Source organism: Corallibacter vietnamensis (assembly GCF_039537875.1).
Taxonomy (GTDB): domain Bacteria; phylum Bacteroidota; class Bacteroidia; order Flavobacteriales; family Flavobacteriaceae; genus Corallibacter; species Corallibacter vietnamensis.
The window spans coordinates 18896-32807 of sequence record NZ_BAABBI010000007.1; the positions used below are offsets into that span (position 1 = coordinate 18896).

At 31.8% G+C, this 13912-nt stretch carries 13 protein-coding genes and 1 other RNA gene; 8 read left to right on the forward strand and 6 right to left on the reverse strand.

Annotated features, from left to right (window positions below; translation table 11 throughout):
* The first annotated feature begins 45 nt into the window (after positions 1 to 45).
* On the forward strand, positions 46 to 1485 hold the full coding sequence (locus ABD690_RS13000) for a cell wall anchor protein (RefSeq protein ID WP_344731027.1): 1440 nt from the start codon (positions 46 to 48) through the stop codon (positions 1483 to 1485).
* Between the two features lie 6 nt (positions 1486 to 1491).
* Here the strand turns inward: ABD690_RS13000 and ABD690_RS13005 are convergent, their stop codons facing one another.
* Together ABD690_RS13005 and ABD690_RS13010 are read right to left on the reverse strand one after the other, a co-directional pair.
* The gene (locus ABD690_RS13005) at positions 1492 to 3954 is read right to left on the reverse strand and encodes a TonB-dependent receptor (RefSeq protein ID WP_344731028.1); all 2463 of its coding nucleotides are present in this window, start codon (positions 3952 to 3954) and stop codon (positions 1492 to 1494) included.
* A 12-nt stretch (positions 3955 to 3966) separates the two neighbouring features.
* Positions 3967 to 5658, reverse strand: a complete 1692-nt coding sequence (locus ABD690_RS13010; protein ID WP_344731029.1) for a M23 family metallopeptidase — start codon at positions 5656 to 5658, stop codon at positions 3967 to 3969.
* A gap of 170 nt (positions 5659 to 5828) precedes the next feature.
* On the opposite strand from ABD690_RS13010, the gene ABD690_RS13015 reads away from it, so the two are divergent.
* From ABD690_RS13015 to rny, 4 genes are all read left to right on the forward strand, one after another.
* Complete coding sequence (locus tag ABD690_RS13015; protein WP_344731030.1) at positions 5829 to 6119, forward strand: hypothetical protein; 291 nt, start codon at positions 5829 to 5831, stop codon at positions 6117 to 6119.
* A gap of 15 nt (positions 6120 to 6134) precedes the next feature.
* Complete coding sequence (locus ABD690_RS13020; RefSeq protein ID WP_344731031.1) at positions 6135 to 6428, forward strand: cell division protein ZapA; 294 nt, start codon at positions 6135 to 6137, stop codon at positions 6426 to 6428.
* Positions 6429 to 6482: 54 nt separating this feature from the next.
* Positions 6483 to 6591, forward strand: a non-coding RNA gene (gene ssrS, locus ABD690_RS13025) — 6S RNA.
* A 53-nt stretch (positions 6592 to 6644) separates the two neighbouring features.
* Positions 6645 to 8219 (forward strand): ribonuclease Y, encoded by a 1575-nt coding sequence (gene rny, locus ABD690_RS13030; protein WP_344731032.1) that lies wholly within the window; start codon positions 6645 to 6647, stop codon positions 8217 to 8219.
* Positions 8220 to 8270: 51 nt separating this feature from the next.
* Here rny and xerD read toward each other — a convergent pair whose 3' ends face one another.
* Positions 8271 to 9167, reverse strand: a complete 897-nt coding sequence (gene xerD / locus ABD690_RS13035) for a site-specific tyrosine recombinase XerD (RefSeq protein WP_344731033.1) — start codon at positions 9165 to 9167, stop codon at positions 8271 to 8273.
* Between the two features lie 170 nt (positions 9168 to 9337).
* Between xerD and ABD690_RS13040 the strand changes: the two genes are divergently transcribed.
* The 3 genes from ABD690_RS13040 to aroQ all read left to right on the forward strand — a co-directional run bounded on the left by ABD690_RS13040 (position 9338) and on the right by aroQ (position 11185).
* The gene (locus ABD690_RS13040) at positions 9338 to 9976 is read left to right on the forward strand and encodes a porin family protein (RefSeq protein ID WP_344731034.1); all 639 of its coding nucleotides are present in this window, start codon (positions 9338 to 9340) and stop codon (positions 9974 to 9976) included.
* A 178-nt stretch (positions 9977 to 10154) separates the two neighbouring features.
* Positions 10155 to 10706: a hypothetical protein gene (locus ABD690_RS13045; RefSeq protein WP_344731035.1), complete on the forward strand. Its 552-nt coding sequence runs from the start codon at positions 10155 to 10157 to the stop codon at positions 10704 to 10706.
* A 62-nt stretch (positions 10707 to 10768) separates the two neighbouring features.
* Positions 10769 to 11185: a type II 3-dehydroquinate dehydratase gene (gene aroQ, locus ABD690_RS13050; protein ID WP_344731036.1), complete on the forward strand. Its 417-nt coding sequence runs from the start codon at positions 10769 to 10771 to the stop codon at positions 11183 to 11185.
* Positions 11186 to 11199: 14 nt separating this feature from the next.
* Here aroQ and ABD690_RS13055 read toward each other — a convergent pair whose 3' ends face one another.
* The 3 genes from ABD690_RS13055 to ABD690_RS13065 form a co-directional block, all read right to left on the reverse strand.
* Positions 11200 to 11832, reverse strand: coding sequence for a hypothetical protein (locus ABD690_RS13055; protein ID WP_344731037.1), 633 nt, complete (start codon positions 11830 to 11832; stop codon positions 11200 to 11202).
* 58 nt (positions 11833 to 11890) lie between these two features.
* On the reverse strand, positions 11891 to 13267 hold the full coding sequence (lpdA, locus tag ABD690_RS13060; protein ID WP_344731038.1) for a dihydrolipoyl dehydrogenase: 1377 nt from the start codon (positions 13265 to 13267) through the stop codon (positions 11891 to 11893).
* 82 nt (positions 13268 to 13349) lie between these two features.
* Positions 13350 to 13904, reverse strand: a complete 555-nt coding sequence (locus ABD690_RS13065) for a DUF1572 family protein (RefSeq protein WP_344731039.1) — start codon at positions 13902 to 13904, stop codon at positions 13350 to 13352.
* Positions 13905 to 13912 lie beyond the last annotated feature (8 nt).

Here is a 13912-nt window from a genome sequence, read left to right on the forward strand (position 1 = left end):
GAATAACCCCAAACCAGCCACATTCACTTAAAACTTAACCTTATTATGAAATTCAAGAAAAACTACTTTTTTTTGGTAGTTGTTCTGTTTATATCTACTTATGGGTATTCTCAAGTAGGTATTGGAACAACATCACCAGATGAGTCTGCATTGTTAGATGTATCATCAACAACACAAGGTCTTTTAGCACCAAGAATGTCTACAGCACAACGTTTAGCAATTACAGATCCAGCTAAAGGATTACTCGTTTTTGATAACAATGAATCTGTATTTTACTTCTATGATGGTACTAGTTGGTTACCAGTAAAAGGAGCTGAAAAGCGTGACAATTATAAGTTAGTGAAATCTGTTGCAGATTTAGCAGACGAATTAGCTGTAGGAGGCGGTTCTAAGTATATTTTGAATAGCGATTATATGTACGAGATTAATGGTACTATTTTATTTGATTTTCCTATTGATTTAAACGGTGCTTATATTGAAGGACATGATACAGGTGAAGATATACTAGTTAATAATTCAGGCACAGCCTTATTTAGCGGTACCAAAGGCGGACGATTAAAAGATGTTTTAATAAACGGTAATAATCAGCAAGTATTTGATATAACCGGAGGTCCATCAGAAAATATAATAGGTTATAGTGTTGTTATTACTGGAGCTTCTTCTTTGGGTGTGTTAAGTAACTTAAACGTTGTTTTCTTCTCTGTATTACAAGTGGTAAATACATCTGATGGGCTTGACATTTCCGATATAAAATCATTTTTTGTTCAAAATGTTTTTTGGACAGAAGCTAATGAAGGAACATTTCTAGATGTATCAGGAGAATTTGATAATTTTCAAATGGCTAATGGTAGAGTAGTGACAGATATTAATGAAATAGGAATTGATGTGAGCTTAAACCCAACAATAAATATTTCAGGATCATTGTCAGAGATTAGCTTTGCAGGAGATGGAGAACGTATAAAAGGTTACACTGCAAACACGTATTCTGGTTATAATTTTTCTACTGATTGGGATGTGAATTGTTCAGGTGTTCCTCTTGAAAAAGATAGTAATGCCACAGGTGATATTAATTTAAATTACCCAATAGGTTTTGGTGCTACAACAACTTTTACAGGAACAGGAACGGCAAGTAGATTAAAGTTATTAGGTGATACAACATCAAATAATTTATTTAGGTTTTCAAGATCTGGAAACAACCGAATTGTTTATGAAGGTAGCAAGAGCAGATACTTTAATATATCAACAAGTTTATCTTTTAGAGGTAGTAACAACAATGCTATTTTTGTATTCTATTTAGCCAAAAACGGCTCTGTAGTTGAAGAAACTCGTGTTTACAGAGAAATAGGGTCTAATAATGATATAGGAGCTGTAGCAGTTATAGGAACCATAGAATTGGCTCCTACAGATTATATAGAGGTTTGGGCTGAACGATACAGCGGTAATGGAAATTTATTAACTGTTTCTCTTAACTTAATTGCTAAATAAAACTACTTAAAATTTCATTGTAGTTCTTACGTTAAAAACTCTTGGAGTTAAGTAGTTAGGGATACCATATTGGCGTTTACTATAAACATCTCTAACCCATGTGTTTGTAATTGAGTTTTGAGTGTCAAATAGGTTGAAAATTTCAATGCCTAACGATAAATACTTAAAAGGTTTTCTCCAGCCAGATGTGTAGTTGTCTTTATCATCTACAATAACATACTGGAAACCAGCATCAGCACGTTTGTAATCTGGTAAGCGGTTTTGATATTCGTAAGGGTCTGCATAACTAGGAGAGCCTCCTGGTAAACCTGTATTATAAACTAAGTTTAAATACATTTTCATTTTAGGTAAGTTAGGCACATAATCTTGAAATAATGCGGCAAACTTTAATCGTTGATCTGTAGGTCTTGCAATATAACCACGGTTATCTATGTTTTCTTCTGTTTTTAAGTAGCCAAAACTAAACCAAGATTCAGTACCAGGAACAAATTCACCATTTAATCGCATGTCTAAACCATACGCATAAGCTTCAGCATTATTTTTTGCTCTATACCTGATACGAACATTCTCTACAGTATATGGATTTACGTCATTTATTTTCTTGTAATATGCTTCTGTTGTTAACTTAAAAGGGCGATCCCACATTTTAAAGCTATAATCATTTCCTAAAACTATATGTACAGATTGTTGAGCTTTTACATTAGGGTTTACAATACCTAAAGAATCGCGCAATTCTCTATAAAATGGTGGTTGATAGTATAAACCAGCACCAATTCTAAAAAGCATGTCTTTATCCCAATTAGGTTTTATTGCAAACTGACCTCTTGGACTAATAACTGTTTGAGAGTTGCTTTGAATGCCATCGCCACTTACATTCCAGTTATGTATACGACCACCTATATTAAACCATATGTCGTTTTCTCCTAGTGAAGCTCGTTTGCTCCATTGTAAGTAAGCTTGCAGTCTTTGAATTTGTGTTTTATTTGTTGCTCTAACGTTTTGAAAAGGAGTTAATGGGCCGTCGTAAGGCGCATAAGGTTGTTCGTTAAAAGCATCTACAGTTGGTGGGTTTATAGAAAAACCAGCAGAGTCAATAACTTCCCATTCTACCAATCGGTCTCTAATATCTTCATTTGTATATTTAACAGACCATTTAAATTCATTTTCATCTAGAGTATAAGTTCCTTTTTGTTCAATGTTAGTAATTAATGCATCAATATCATTTCTACCATGATTTAATTGACCACCAATACCTTCACTAAATTCAACTTCTCCTAAATCTTCATCACCAATGTTGGTGTTTACTTCACCAAGTCTATATTCAGCCAAAATATCAAAGTATTCTTCTTCTAAAGTGTGATAGGTAGAAGCCACAAGATCTAGAGTTAGGTTTTCATTGGCAAAATATGTTCCTTTTAATGCTCCAAAATATGTTTGATATTGATCTTTTTCTTGCCCTTCATAAAAAACTAATAGGGCTAAAGGATCTTGTAAGGTACCAAAATTAGTTTGCCTTTTTTGAGGTTCGTAATTATACTTGTTTATTGAGGCGTTTCCTAAAAAGCTTAAATGAAATTTATTAGAAAATTTATAAGTAACAAATGCCTGAACATCAGCAAATTTAGGGTCGTAATTAGTTTCTGTTTCTTTAGCTTTAACAAGTAAGCTATTGTCACGATATCTTACACCAACAATTCCACTTAATTTTGAATTTTTGCTTTTTCCTTCAACAGATAAACTTCCTCCTAATAAACTTAAATCTGTATTAACTGCAAAACTATCTGGGTTACGATAGGTAATATCTAACACAGAAGATAGTTTATCGCCATATTTAGCTTGAAAACCACCAGCTGAAAAATTAACATTCTGAACCAAATCAGTATTTACAAAGCTTAAACCTTCTTGTTGTCCAGATCTTACTAAAAAAGGTCTGTAAACTTCTATGCCATTTACATAAATAAGGTTTTCATCAAAGTTTCCGCCTCTTACCGAGTATTGTGTGCTTAATTCATTGTTGCTACTTACACCTGGAAGCGTTTTTAATAAGTTTTCTACACCTGCATTTGCACCAGGTATTCGTCTTATAGCTTTTGGTTCTAGTGTTACAATACCTTCAACATCTTTACGCTGTTTACTTGATATTACTACTGTAGAAATTTGTTCTATGGCTTCTTTCATTACGGGATTAAACTCTATAGCTTCTCCGTTTTTAAGATTAAAAGTTGCTACAATGCGTTTGTGAGATAGGTGTGTAAACTCTACAGATATATTTTCGTTTGCAGGTATTTGAAGCTCAAAAAAACCATTTTCATTTGTAGTTGTTCCATTATTACCTGTTGAAATATTAACGTTTGAAACCGGTAGGTTAGATTCGTTAAGTATAATACCTTTTATAGTTCCGGTTTGTGAAAACCCAAAGAAGGGAATAACAAACAGTAGTATTAAGACGAAATTTAGTTTTTTATTCAATTTGTATATTTTTTATTTTCTATAAAACGTAGCTTCAAATGTAGAACTATTTCCAACATTATCAGTTACTATTAGCTTTAAATTATTTTTTGTTTCGTTCAAAATCTTATCGCTAAAATTATAGGTAAGCGTTTTGGTTTTGTATTCATATTCCATTAAAATCCATTGTCCGTTTATGGTGGCTCTATAATTTGAAATACCAGATTCTTTATCGTCAATAACTATTTTTAAAAAATGGTAGTTACTTAACCATTTGCCATCAGTGAAATTTTTAGGCTTTATAGTAGGGCTTATTGTGTCTGATACTAAAGCATAAGTGCCTAAATACTTTGTAGAAGTAGATAAACGGTTTTCACTTTTATAGGTTTTTGAGTACACAGGATACTTATAATAACCAACTAACCTTGCGATGTATAATTTATCCCGATCAGGGTTATTGTAGTGACTTATATCGTAATCTATTTTAAAATATTTATTTGCAGGAATAGTGTTGTCATGTAATGTGAGTGTGTCGTTTTTTACATTAAAATCTATATAAAAGTCATCATAAAAGGTGTTTCTAGGTATGTTTACGCTCACATTTTTAGATGATAGTTTAGTGTCTTGGTTTGCATATAAATAATGCTCTGTTTTTTGTATTTGTTTAGGTTTTATTGTGTCTTGCTTTTTACCTACTATATTTAGAGTAATCCATGCATCATTGTTTTTAAAATCTTTAACACGTATTTTGTAAACAGAATTTGTACTGTCTAGAATTGATAAATAACCATTGTCATTTAAATTTTTATACATACTTAACGGATTATTTTCCTCAACAAACAATTTTTGAATACGTTCTTTATTGGTAATATAGTGCTCGTAATCAATTAGTCTGTTTAAATGATTTGTCTCATCAAAAGAAAAACGTTTAAAATCTATTTCAAAATTGGGATTTCCATTAAAAAATGTTTGAATAGAGGCAACTCCATTTTTGTTAGATGTATAATCTTGTCTGTCATTGGTTTCAATACCAAAACCAATTTTACCAAAGGCCTCAATGTTTTCAGCAGTGTAATCGCCATTTTTTAAGGCAATAAGTCGTAGTTTTTGCTTTTCGTTTGATCTGTTAACGTGAGCGCTATCAGTAATTGGGTAAGCATATATTTGAGAAATATAAGGCTTGGTAGTGTCTTTAATATCAATACCAAAATACATCGGGTTTATAGGGTGTTCTTTATTATCTCTTATTTCAAAATGTAAATGAGGTCCGCCAGAGCTGCCTGTATTACCGCTGTATGCAACAACATCTCCTTTTTTTACTTGCATTGCTATGGCAGTAGGAAACACTTCAATTTCATAGGTTTCTTTTTCATATTGAATATTTTTAATATAAGCTTCAATTTCAGGAGAAAAACGTTGTAAGTGCGCATAAACACTTGTGTATCCATTGGGATGTGTTATGTAAAGTGCCTTTCCATAGCCATAGTGAGAAATTTTTATACGGCTTACAAAACCGTCAGCAATAGCATAAACCTTTAAACCTTCTCTTTGTTGCGTTTTTATATCAATACCAGCATGAAAATGATTAGAACGAAGCTCTCCAAAAGTACCAGCTAATAGCAAAGGAATATCCAAAGGATCTCTGAAGTAATCTTGTGGATAAATATCTTGTTGTGCTTGACAAAATACAACAGGGAGTATGAATAGTAATAGTAATTTATACATAAAAACGTAATTATTGCTAAAATATTAATAAGTTAAACATTAACAAAGATTTTAATGTAAGTGATATATTAATATAAGTTGATAATGTGTAATTTATAAATTTTATTAAAAAACAATTGCTATTTATCATAAGGTATACTAACTTTGTGAGATAAGTATTGAAATTGTAAATGAGTAATATTGAAGAAATTGTAGATTCTCTTGAGAATAAAATTAGCAAAATTTTACACAAGCAAGAGGTTTTAAAGCAAACCAATTTAAAATTACACAATCAATTACAATTATCAGAAAAGAAGCTTCAGGAACAAAATGAGAAATTAATTTTTTGGGAAGAAAAATATGAAGCGCTCAAAATTGCAAATACAATACTTGGCAGTGACAACAATAAAAGAGAAACAAAGCTTAAAATAAATGCATTAATCAGAGATATTGACCATTGTATTGCGCAATTATCTGAATAAAACTCATAGTTTTTAATGTCTGAAAAGCTAAAAATAAAGCTATCTATAGCAAATAGAGTATATCCTTTAACTATTTTTCCTAGTCAAGAAGAAGGGTTAAGGAAAGCGGCAAAGAATATTGATGCTATGATTACGCAGTTTGAAGAAAGCTATTCTGTGAGAGATAAGCAAGATGTATTGGCCATGTGTGCTTTACAGTTTGCTTCTCAAGCTGAACAAAAAACAATAGATAAGAACAATGTAAATGAGCAAGTTGAGCAAAAGTTAAAAGCTTTAAACGATTTGTTGCATTCACATTTAAACTCTTAACGTTCTTTAAAATAAACAAAGGTTACTGCCTACATTAGTTATTTTTTTTGATAAACTCAACACGAATTCTTTAAAAAGGGTGAGTTTAAATTGTAAAAGCGAGCTGTCTTTAGAACAGATACTTGATCAATTTGTTAGCCCTAAACTTGTTTTTAAGGAGTTTATACAAAACTTTATACTGGTGTAGGCTTTTTTTATATATATAAACTAACAAACATGGACAACCCAATTATATTAATTATAGGAGGAATACTAGCAGGCGCAATCATCGGGTATATTGTGGCCAAAGCATTAGAAAAAAATAATGCATCAAAACTTATTGCAAACGCAAAAAAAACAGCAGCTTCAATAGTAAAAGAAGCTAAAACTGAAGGCGAATCTATAAAAAAAGATAAAATACTACAGGCAAAAGAAAAATTTATAGAGCTTAAAGCTGAACACGAAAAAGTAATATTGTCTAGAGACAAAAAAATTGCCGAAGCCGAAAAAAGAACAAGAGATAAAGAGTCTCAAGTATCTAGCGAGCTTTCTAAAAACAAAAAACTATCTCAAAGTCTAGAAGATAAAATAAAAGACTACAACCATAGAGTTGATATATTTGAGAAAAAACAAGAAGAACTAGACAGGTTGCACAAAAACCAAGTTCAACAATTAGAAGTCATATCAAGTCTATCTGCAGATGATGCCAAAACTCAGCTTATTGAATCTCTAAAAGGAGAAGCAAAAAATGATGCAATGGCATTTGTACAAAGTACCATAGAAGAAGCAAAACTAACCGCTCAACAAGAAGCAAGAAAAGTTATAATAAATACTATACAACGTATAGGTACTGAAGAAGCTGTAGATAATTGTGTATCTGTATTCAATATAGAATCTGATGATGTAAAAGGTCGTATCATTGGTCGTGAAGGAAGAAATATACGAGCCATAGAAGCAGCAACAGGTGTTGAAATTATTGTTGATGATACACCAGAAGCAATTATTTTATCTTGTTTTGACTCTGTACGTAGAGAAATTGCTAGGCTATCTTTACATAAATTAGTAACTGATGGAAGAATACACCCAGCAAGAATTGAAGAAGTTGTAAAAAAGACAACAAAACAAATAGAACAAGAAATTATTGAAGTAGGAAAGCGTACTATTATAGATTTAGGAATACATAATTTACACCCTGAATTGGTGAAAATGGTAGGTAGAATGAAGTACCGTTCTTCTTACGGACAAAACTTATTACAGCATTCTAGAGAAGTAGCAAAACTTTGTGGTGTAATGGCTGCCGAATTAGGATTAAATCCAAAATTAGCAAAACGCGCAGGCCTATTACATGATATAGGAAAAGTGCCAGATGCAGAAGTAGATATGGAAACTCCTCACGCTATATTAGGAATGCAATGGGCTGAAAAATATGGTGAAAAAGATGATGTTTGTAATGCCATAGGTGCTCACCATGATGAAATAGAAATGAAATCATTACTAGCGCCAATCATTCAGGTTTGTGATGCTATTTCAGGAGCACGTCCAGGCGCTAGACGTCAAGTATTAGATAGCTACATTCAGCGTTTAAAAGATCTTGAAGACATTGCTTTTGGTTTTGGAGGTGTTAAAAAAGCGTATGCAATTCAAGCTGGTAGAGAATTAAGAGTTATTGTTGAAAGCGAAAAGGTTGATGATCAAAAAGCAGCTGATTTGTCATTCAATATTTCTCAAAAAATACAAACTGACATGACGTATCCAGGACAAGTGAAAGTCACGGTGATTAGAGAAACACGTGCAGTTAATATTGCTAAATAATAATATAAACAGTATAAAATACGCAAAAGCACCTTTTTGAAGGTGCTTTTTTTATTGTCTAGGATGAAAACTATTTATAACGTGTTTTAAGTGAGTTTTATCAACGTGCATATATATTTCTGTGGTTGTTATGCTTTCATGACCTAACATGAGCTGTATAGCTCTTAAATCAGCGCCATTCTCTAGTAAGTGTGTCGCAAAGGAGTGTCTAAAAGTATGAGGCGATACACGTTTGTTTAAACCTGTTTTTTCAGCAAGCTGTTTTATAATAGTGAATATCATAGCTCTTGTGAGCTGTTTTCCACGTCTATTTAAGAAAAGCGTGTCTTCGTAATCTTTTTGAATGTTTAAAAAACACCGAATTTCATTTCTGTAAATATTAATGTATTTCTGTGTAGAAGGCACAATCGGAACAAAACGTTGCTTATCTCCTTTACCAGTAACTTTTATAAAACCTTCATCAAAAAATAAATCAGATATTTTTAGAGTAATTAATTCGCTTACGCGTAATCCACAGCTGTATAGCGTTTCAAGTATTGCTCTATTGCGTTCGCCTTCTGGTTTACCTAAATCTATAGCGGCAATAAGCTTGTTAATATCCGCTTCATTAAGCGTATCTGGGAGTTTTCTTCCAGTTTTTGGAGACTCAATAAGCTCTAGTGGATTTAATTTTATATAGTCTTCAAAAATTAAATAATTAAAAAAACTTCTCAATCCAGAAATAATTCGCGCTTGAGAATTAGCATTCAAAATCTTGGCAATCTCATATATAAACTGCTGTACTATTTCAGTAGTAATGGTAACGGGAGACACATTAATATCATGGCTTTCTAGGTAAGATAGTAGTTTCTCCACATCTCTGGTGTAGCTATCAATAGAATTTTGAGATAATCCGCGTTCAATCTTTAAGTATAGCTGATAGTCTTTTAAGGCGTTTGTCCATTTCATTTATGTAAAATTAACATAATTAAAAATAATTTTACAGCATATTACATTAAAGTTAAAAAGGATTGTTAAAGTAGGAACTTTACTGTTAAACTATGTTAACACCGTAAACTATTAGGGTTTCTGCAGCCGTAAATACAGTGAATTAATAATTAACTAAAAAGAATATAATTATGAAAAAACTAGTATTAATTACGGTAATCTCATTAGTATTTGTATTGGGATTAAGTGCTCAAGATGATAAAGCAAGACCTCAATTAGGTGTAAAAGGAGGTGTTAATTTTGCTACAGTTGCAGGAGATGATATTGATGAACGTGATGCAAGAACAAGTTTTAACGTAGGACTATTAGCAGAAATTCCTTTAACTAATAGATTGTCTCTACAACCAGAGGTGCTTTATTCTGGTCAAGGTTTTGATATAAGAGAAATAGATCAAGACAATGTTTTTGATACCAATGATAATGTAGAATATCAATTAGACTATTTACAATTTCCTGTTTTGGCTAAATTTTACATTATAAAAGGATTTTATGTTGAAGGTGGGCCACAATTGGGTGTAAAAATAAATGAAGAGATTGATACAAATCCTAATAATAATGATGGAGATATTCCTATAAACGCCGATGATTCTTACATTAGAGATTTTGATGCAAGTGCAGTTATAGGTACAGGATATAAATTTGATAACGGTTTTTTCGTATCAGGTAGATTTACACATGGTTTAACAGATATGTTTAAAGATGATACACCTTTTCAAAATGTTGAGGCAAGAAACCTTGTTTGGCAATTTGGCGTAGGGTTTATGTTTTAAACAACAGTATATAACATGATTTAAGACTGAAGTTAATAGCTTCAGTCTTTTTTTTTAATAAATGTTAACCTTTTCAGTTTTTCAATCATTAAATGGTAAATACTAAATATGATGTAGTATAAGTGCTTTATTTTTAGTATATTAATTAAATTAATCAATTGTAAAAACTTAACAAATTATGAAAAAAACGATTATCGCGATGGCTGTTTTATTTATAACAACCATACATGTTCAAGCCCAAGGAGGATTTAATTTAGGAGCTTATGTAGGAATTCCTGTTGCAGATGGAGGTGATGTAGCCAATCTGTCACTAGGTTTTGATGCTAATTACTTATTTGAGATAAGTGAAAAATTTAGTGTAGGGCCCACTACGGGTTTCTCTCATTCTTTTGGGGAAAACAACTTTGATGCATTTCAATTTATACCAATTGCAGCAGCTGGAAGATTTAATATAAATGATATGTTTACAGTAGGTATAGATTTAGGTTATGCTATAGGTATTAATGATGGTAATAATGGTGGCGTATATTTTAGACCAACATTTGCATATAATGTCACAGATAGAATTCAAGTTAATGCCTCTTATATAGGTGTTGCACTTGGTAGTGGTAGAGGTCTAGGCTATTATGGTTACTACGATTACTATTATGACGATTATTATTATGACAATTATGCGTATAACGGAACTTTTTCAATAATAAGTGTAGGAGCAACATTTAATTTAAATTAAAAAGCCATAAGCATAGAGTTAAAAGAGCGAAGATATTCGCTCTTTTTTTTATCTTTACTTTTATGAAAAAACTTCTTATAATAAATGGTCCTAATCTTAATTTATTAGGAAAACGAGAACCTAATATATATGGCAGTTTGTCTTTTACTGATTTTTTAGACGAACTTAAAGATAAGTATCCTGAAGTAGAAATTAGCCATTATCAGTCAAATATAGAAGGAGAAATAATTGATAAGTTACATGAAGCTGGGTTTGGTACTTGTGATGGTATCATTTTAAATGCGGCAGCATACACGCATACATCAGTTGGAATTGGCGATGCTGTAGCAGCTATTGAAACACCAGTTGTAGAAGTACATATATCTAATACATTTGATAGAGAAGGGTATAGGCATATCTCATACGTGTCGCCCAATGCTAAAGGTGTTATTGTTGGTTTTGGATTACAAAGCTATGAATTAGCTATTCAGAGTTTTTAATGAACTAAAAAAGACTAATTTAATTTTTTATATAACTTTTTATAAAGTTTTAAAATGATTTTTTCATAACTATCATAATTTCTAATATCACAGTTGTCTATTTTTAATTTATCGAAGTAAATCGTTTTCTTTTCTTTTTTATCAAAGACAAGTAAGCCTAAAAAACCATGGTCTTTATTTGTGTTATGAAAATTTATGAAAAATTGAGAATAAATAGTAGCCTGGTATCTATGTTGGTTTAATTGTGTTAGTTGTTCCGGAAAATTTCTTGTTGATTTAAAATAATTGTGACCAATATCTCCTATAATTCTGCTAACATAATGAACATCATTTCTCGTTGCTTTTTTATCAAATTTAGATTTAATAATAATTTGCTTTGCAACACGATGTGATATAGAATCTAAATTGTTTATGATATGTTGTGTGCGTTTGTTGTAAACGCCAATATCATAGCCAAAATGGACCATTGAAAATTGCGGAATGATTAAAATAGAATCTATAGGTTCTTTAATTTTATTATAAGTTTTTCTTTTTATTTTAGGATTTTCACATTTATTAATAGTAGCTAGTTTGGGTGTTACTGTGTTTTGAGAGAAAGTAAAACAAAAGAAAAAACAAGCAATATTTACTATAAAGAAATGTTTCATAATACAAAGAGTTAAAAAAAAGCGATTCAATTTGAATCGCTTTTTTTAATATATATATTTATAAGTGGATCACTTCGTCGTAAGCATCAGCAACAGCTTCCATAACCGCTTCACTCATAGTAGGGTGAGGATGTACTGCTTTTAGTACTTCGTGACCAGTAGTTTCTAATTTTCTACCTAAAACAGCTTCAGCAATCATATCGGTAACTCCAGCACCAATCATGTGGCAACCTAACCATTCGCCATATTTAGCATCAAAAATTACTTTTACAAATCCGTCTTTATTTCCACCTGCGCTAGCTTTTCCTGAAGCCGAGAATGGGAATTTACCAACTTTAATATCGTAACCTTGTTCTTTAGCTTGCTTTTCTGTTAGACCAACTGAAGCGATTTCTGGTGTACAATAAGTACAACCAGGAATGTTTCCGTAATCTAAAGCTTCTACATGCATACCTGCAATTTTTTCAACACATAGTATCCCTTCAGCAGATGCAACGTGAGCTAATGCTTGTCCTGGAGTAACATCGCCTATAGCATAATATCCAGGAATGTTTGTTTGGTAGTAATCGTTTACTAAAATTTTATCACGGTCTACAACAATACCTACATCTTCTAATCCGATGTTTTCAATATTTGTTTTAATACCTACGGCAGATAAAATAATATCAGCTTCTAATACTTCTTCTCCTTTTTTAGTTTTTACAGTAGCTTTTACGCCATCACCAGATGTGTCTACTTTAGTAACTTCAGATGATGTCATTACTTTTATACCGCTTTTCTTGAACGAGCGCTCTAATTGTTTAGAAACGTCTTCATCTTCAACAGGTACTACATTTGGTAAATATTCAACAACAGTTACTTCAGTTCCCATTGAGTTATAGAAGTAAGCAAATTCAACACCAATTGCTCCAGAACCTACAACAATCATTTTTTTAGGTTGTTCTTTTAGGCTCATTGCTTCACGGTAACCTATAACTTTTTTACCATCTTGTGGTAAGCTAGGTAATTCACGAGAGCGTGCTCCAGTTGCAACAATTATATGATCTGCACTGTATTCTTTACCGTCAACGTCAACTTTTTTACCAGGTTTTAATTTTCCAAACCCTTCAATAACGTCAATTTTGTTCTTTTTCATTAAAAACTTAACACCATTGCTCATGCCTTCAGCAACACCACGACTACGTTTTACAACAGCAGTAAAGTCTTTATCAGCATCTTTTACAGAAAGACCGTAATCTTCAGCATGTTTCAGGTATTCAAATACTTGTGCCGATTTTAATAAGGCTTTAGTAGGAATACATCCCCAGTTTAAACAAACACCACCAAGGTTTTCTTTTTCAATAACAGCGGTTTTAAATCCTAATTGAGACGCTCTAATAGCAGTTACGTAGCCTCCAGGACCACTTCCAAGAACAATAATATCGTATTTACTCATCGTGAAATTTTTAATCGTTTTTTGAAGCTACGAATTTACGAAATCGGATTTGAATATTAAATGCTAGTGTAATATTATTTTATTATAAATCCTCAGTAAAGTGTCGTTTCTCTTTAGGTTTGTCAAACTTTTCTTTATTATATATTTTTGATTCTCCTTTAGGAATAGATAATGATTTCCAGTTGTTTCCTTTTAATGTTTTACCAATTTGAACCATTTGCCCTATATGATATGGGTAATGGCCTAATTGTCTAAATATAGCTTCGGAGACATAATGTCCTTCGTTGCGTATGTATACAATTTTATCTAAATCAGTGTTGGTTAAAGGTGATATGGCATCAAATAAACACGCCCAACCTGTTTTCCAAGCGGTAATTAATTCGTCTTTATTTGTGTAGCTAGCTTCAAACTCTAAATCGCGTTCTCTCCATGTTTTTTCGCCATCTTCAGTTAAAAAGTTGGTCCACCTACTTAACATGTTACCAACCATATGTTTCACAATAATAGAAATACTATTTGTGTCTTGGTTGGGTTGCCAAGTTAATTCTTCAAAAGAGAGTTGATCAATAGTTTTATCGCCTACAGTTTTGTAATAGTTAAACTGTTTTATAGCACTTGTTACAAGTAAATTATCCATACTATAAA

Bases quoted from the DNA above. Each gene is read 5' to 3' on its own strand.
- xerD (WP_344731033.1), bottom strand. From the start codon at position 9,167: ATGAAATGGACAAACGCCTTAAAAGACTATCAGCTATACTTAAAGATT.
- rny (WP_344731032.1), top strand. From the start codon at position 6,645: ATGGACAACCCAATTATATTAATTATAGGAGGAATACTAGCAGGCGCA.
- ABD690_RS13065 (WP_344731039.1), bottom strand. From the start codon at position 13,904: ATGGATAATTTACTTGTAACAAGTGCTATAAAACAGTTTAACTATTAC.
- ABD690_RS13040 (WP_344731034.1), top strand. From the start codon at position 9,338: ATGAAAAAACTAGTATTAATTACGGTAATCTCATTAGTATTTGTATTG.
- ABD690_RS13000 (WP_344731027.1), top strand. From the start codon at position 46: ATGAAATTCAAGAAAAACTACTTTTTTTTGGTAGTTGTTCTGTTTATA.
- ABD690_RS13010 (WP_344731029.1), bottom strand. From the start codon at position 5,658: ATGTATAAATTACTATTACTATTCATACTCCCTGTTGTATTTTGTCAA.
- aroQ (WP_344731036.1), top strand. From the start codon at position 10,769: ATGAAAAAACTTCTTATAATAAATGGTCCTAATCTTAATTTATTAGGA.
- ABD690_RS13055 (WP_344731037.1), bottom strand. From the start codon at position 11,832: ATGAAACATTTCTTTATAGTAAATATTGCTTGTTTTTTCTTTTGTTTT.
- ABD690_RS13020 (WP_344731031.1), top strand. From the start codon at position 6,135: ATGTCTGAAAAGCTAAAAATAAAGCTATCTATAGCAAATAGAGTATAT.
- lpdA (WP_344731038.1), bottom strand. From the start codon at position 13,267: ATGAGTAAATACGATATTATTGTTCTTGGAAGTGGTCCTGGAGGCTAC.
- ABD690_RS13015 (WP_344731030.1), top strand. From the start codon at position 5,829: ATGAGTAATATTGAAGAAATTGTAGATTCTCTTGAGAATAAAATTAGC.
- ABD690_RS13045 (WP_344731035.1), top strand. From the start codon at position 10,155: ATGAAAAAAACGATTATCGCGATGGCTGTTTTATTTATAACAACCATA.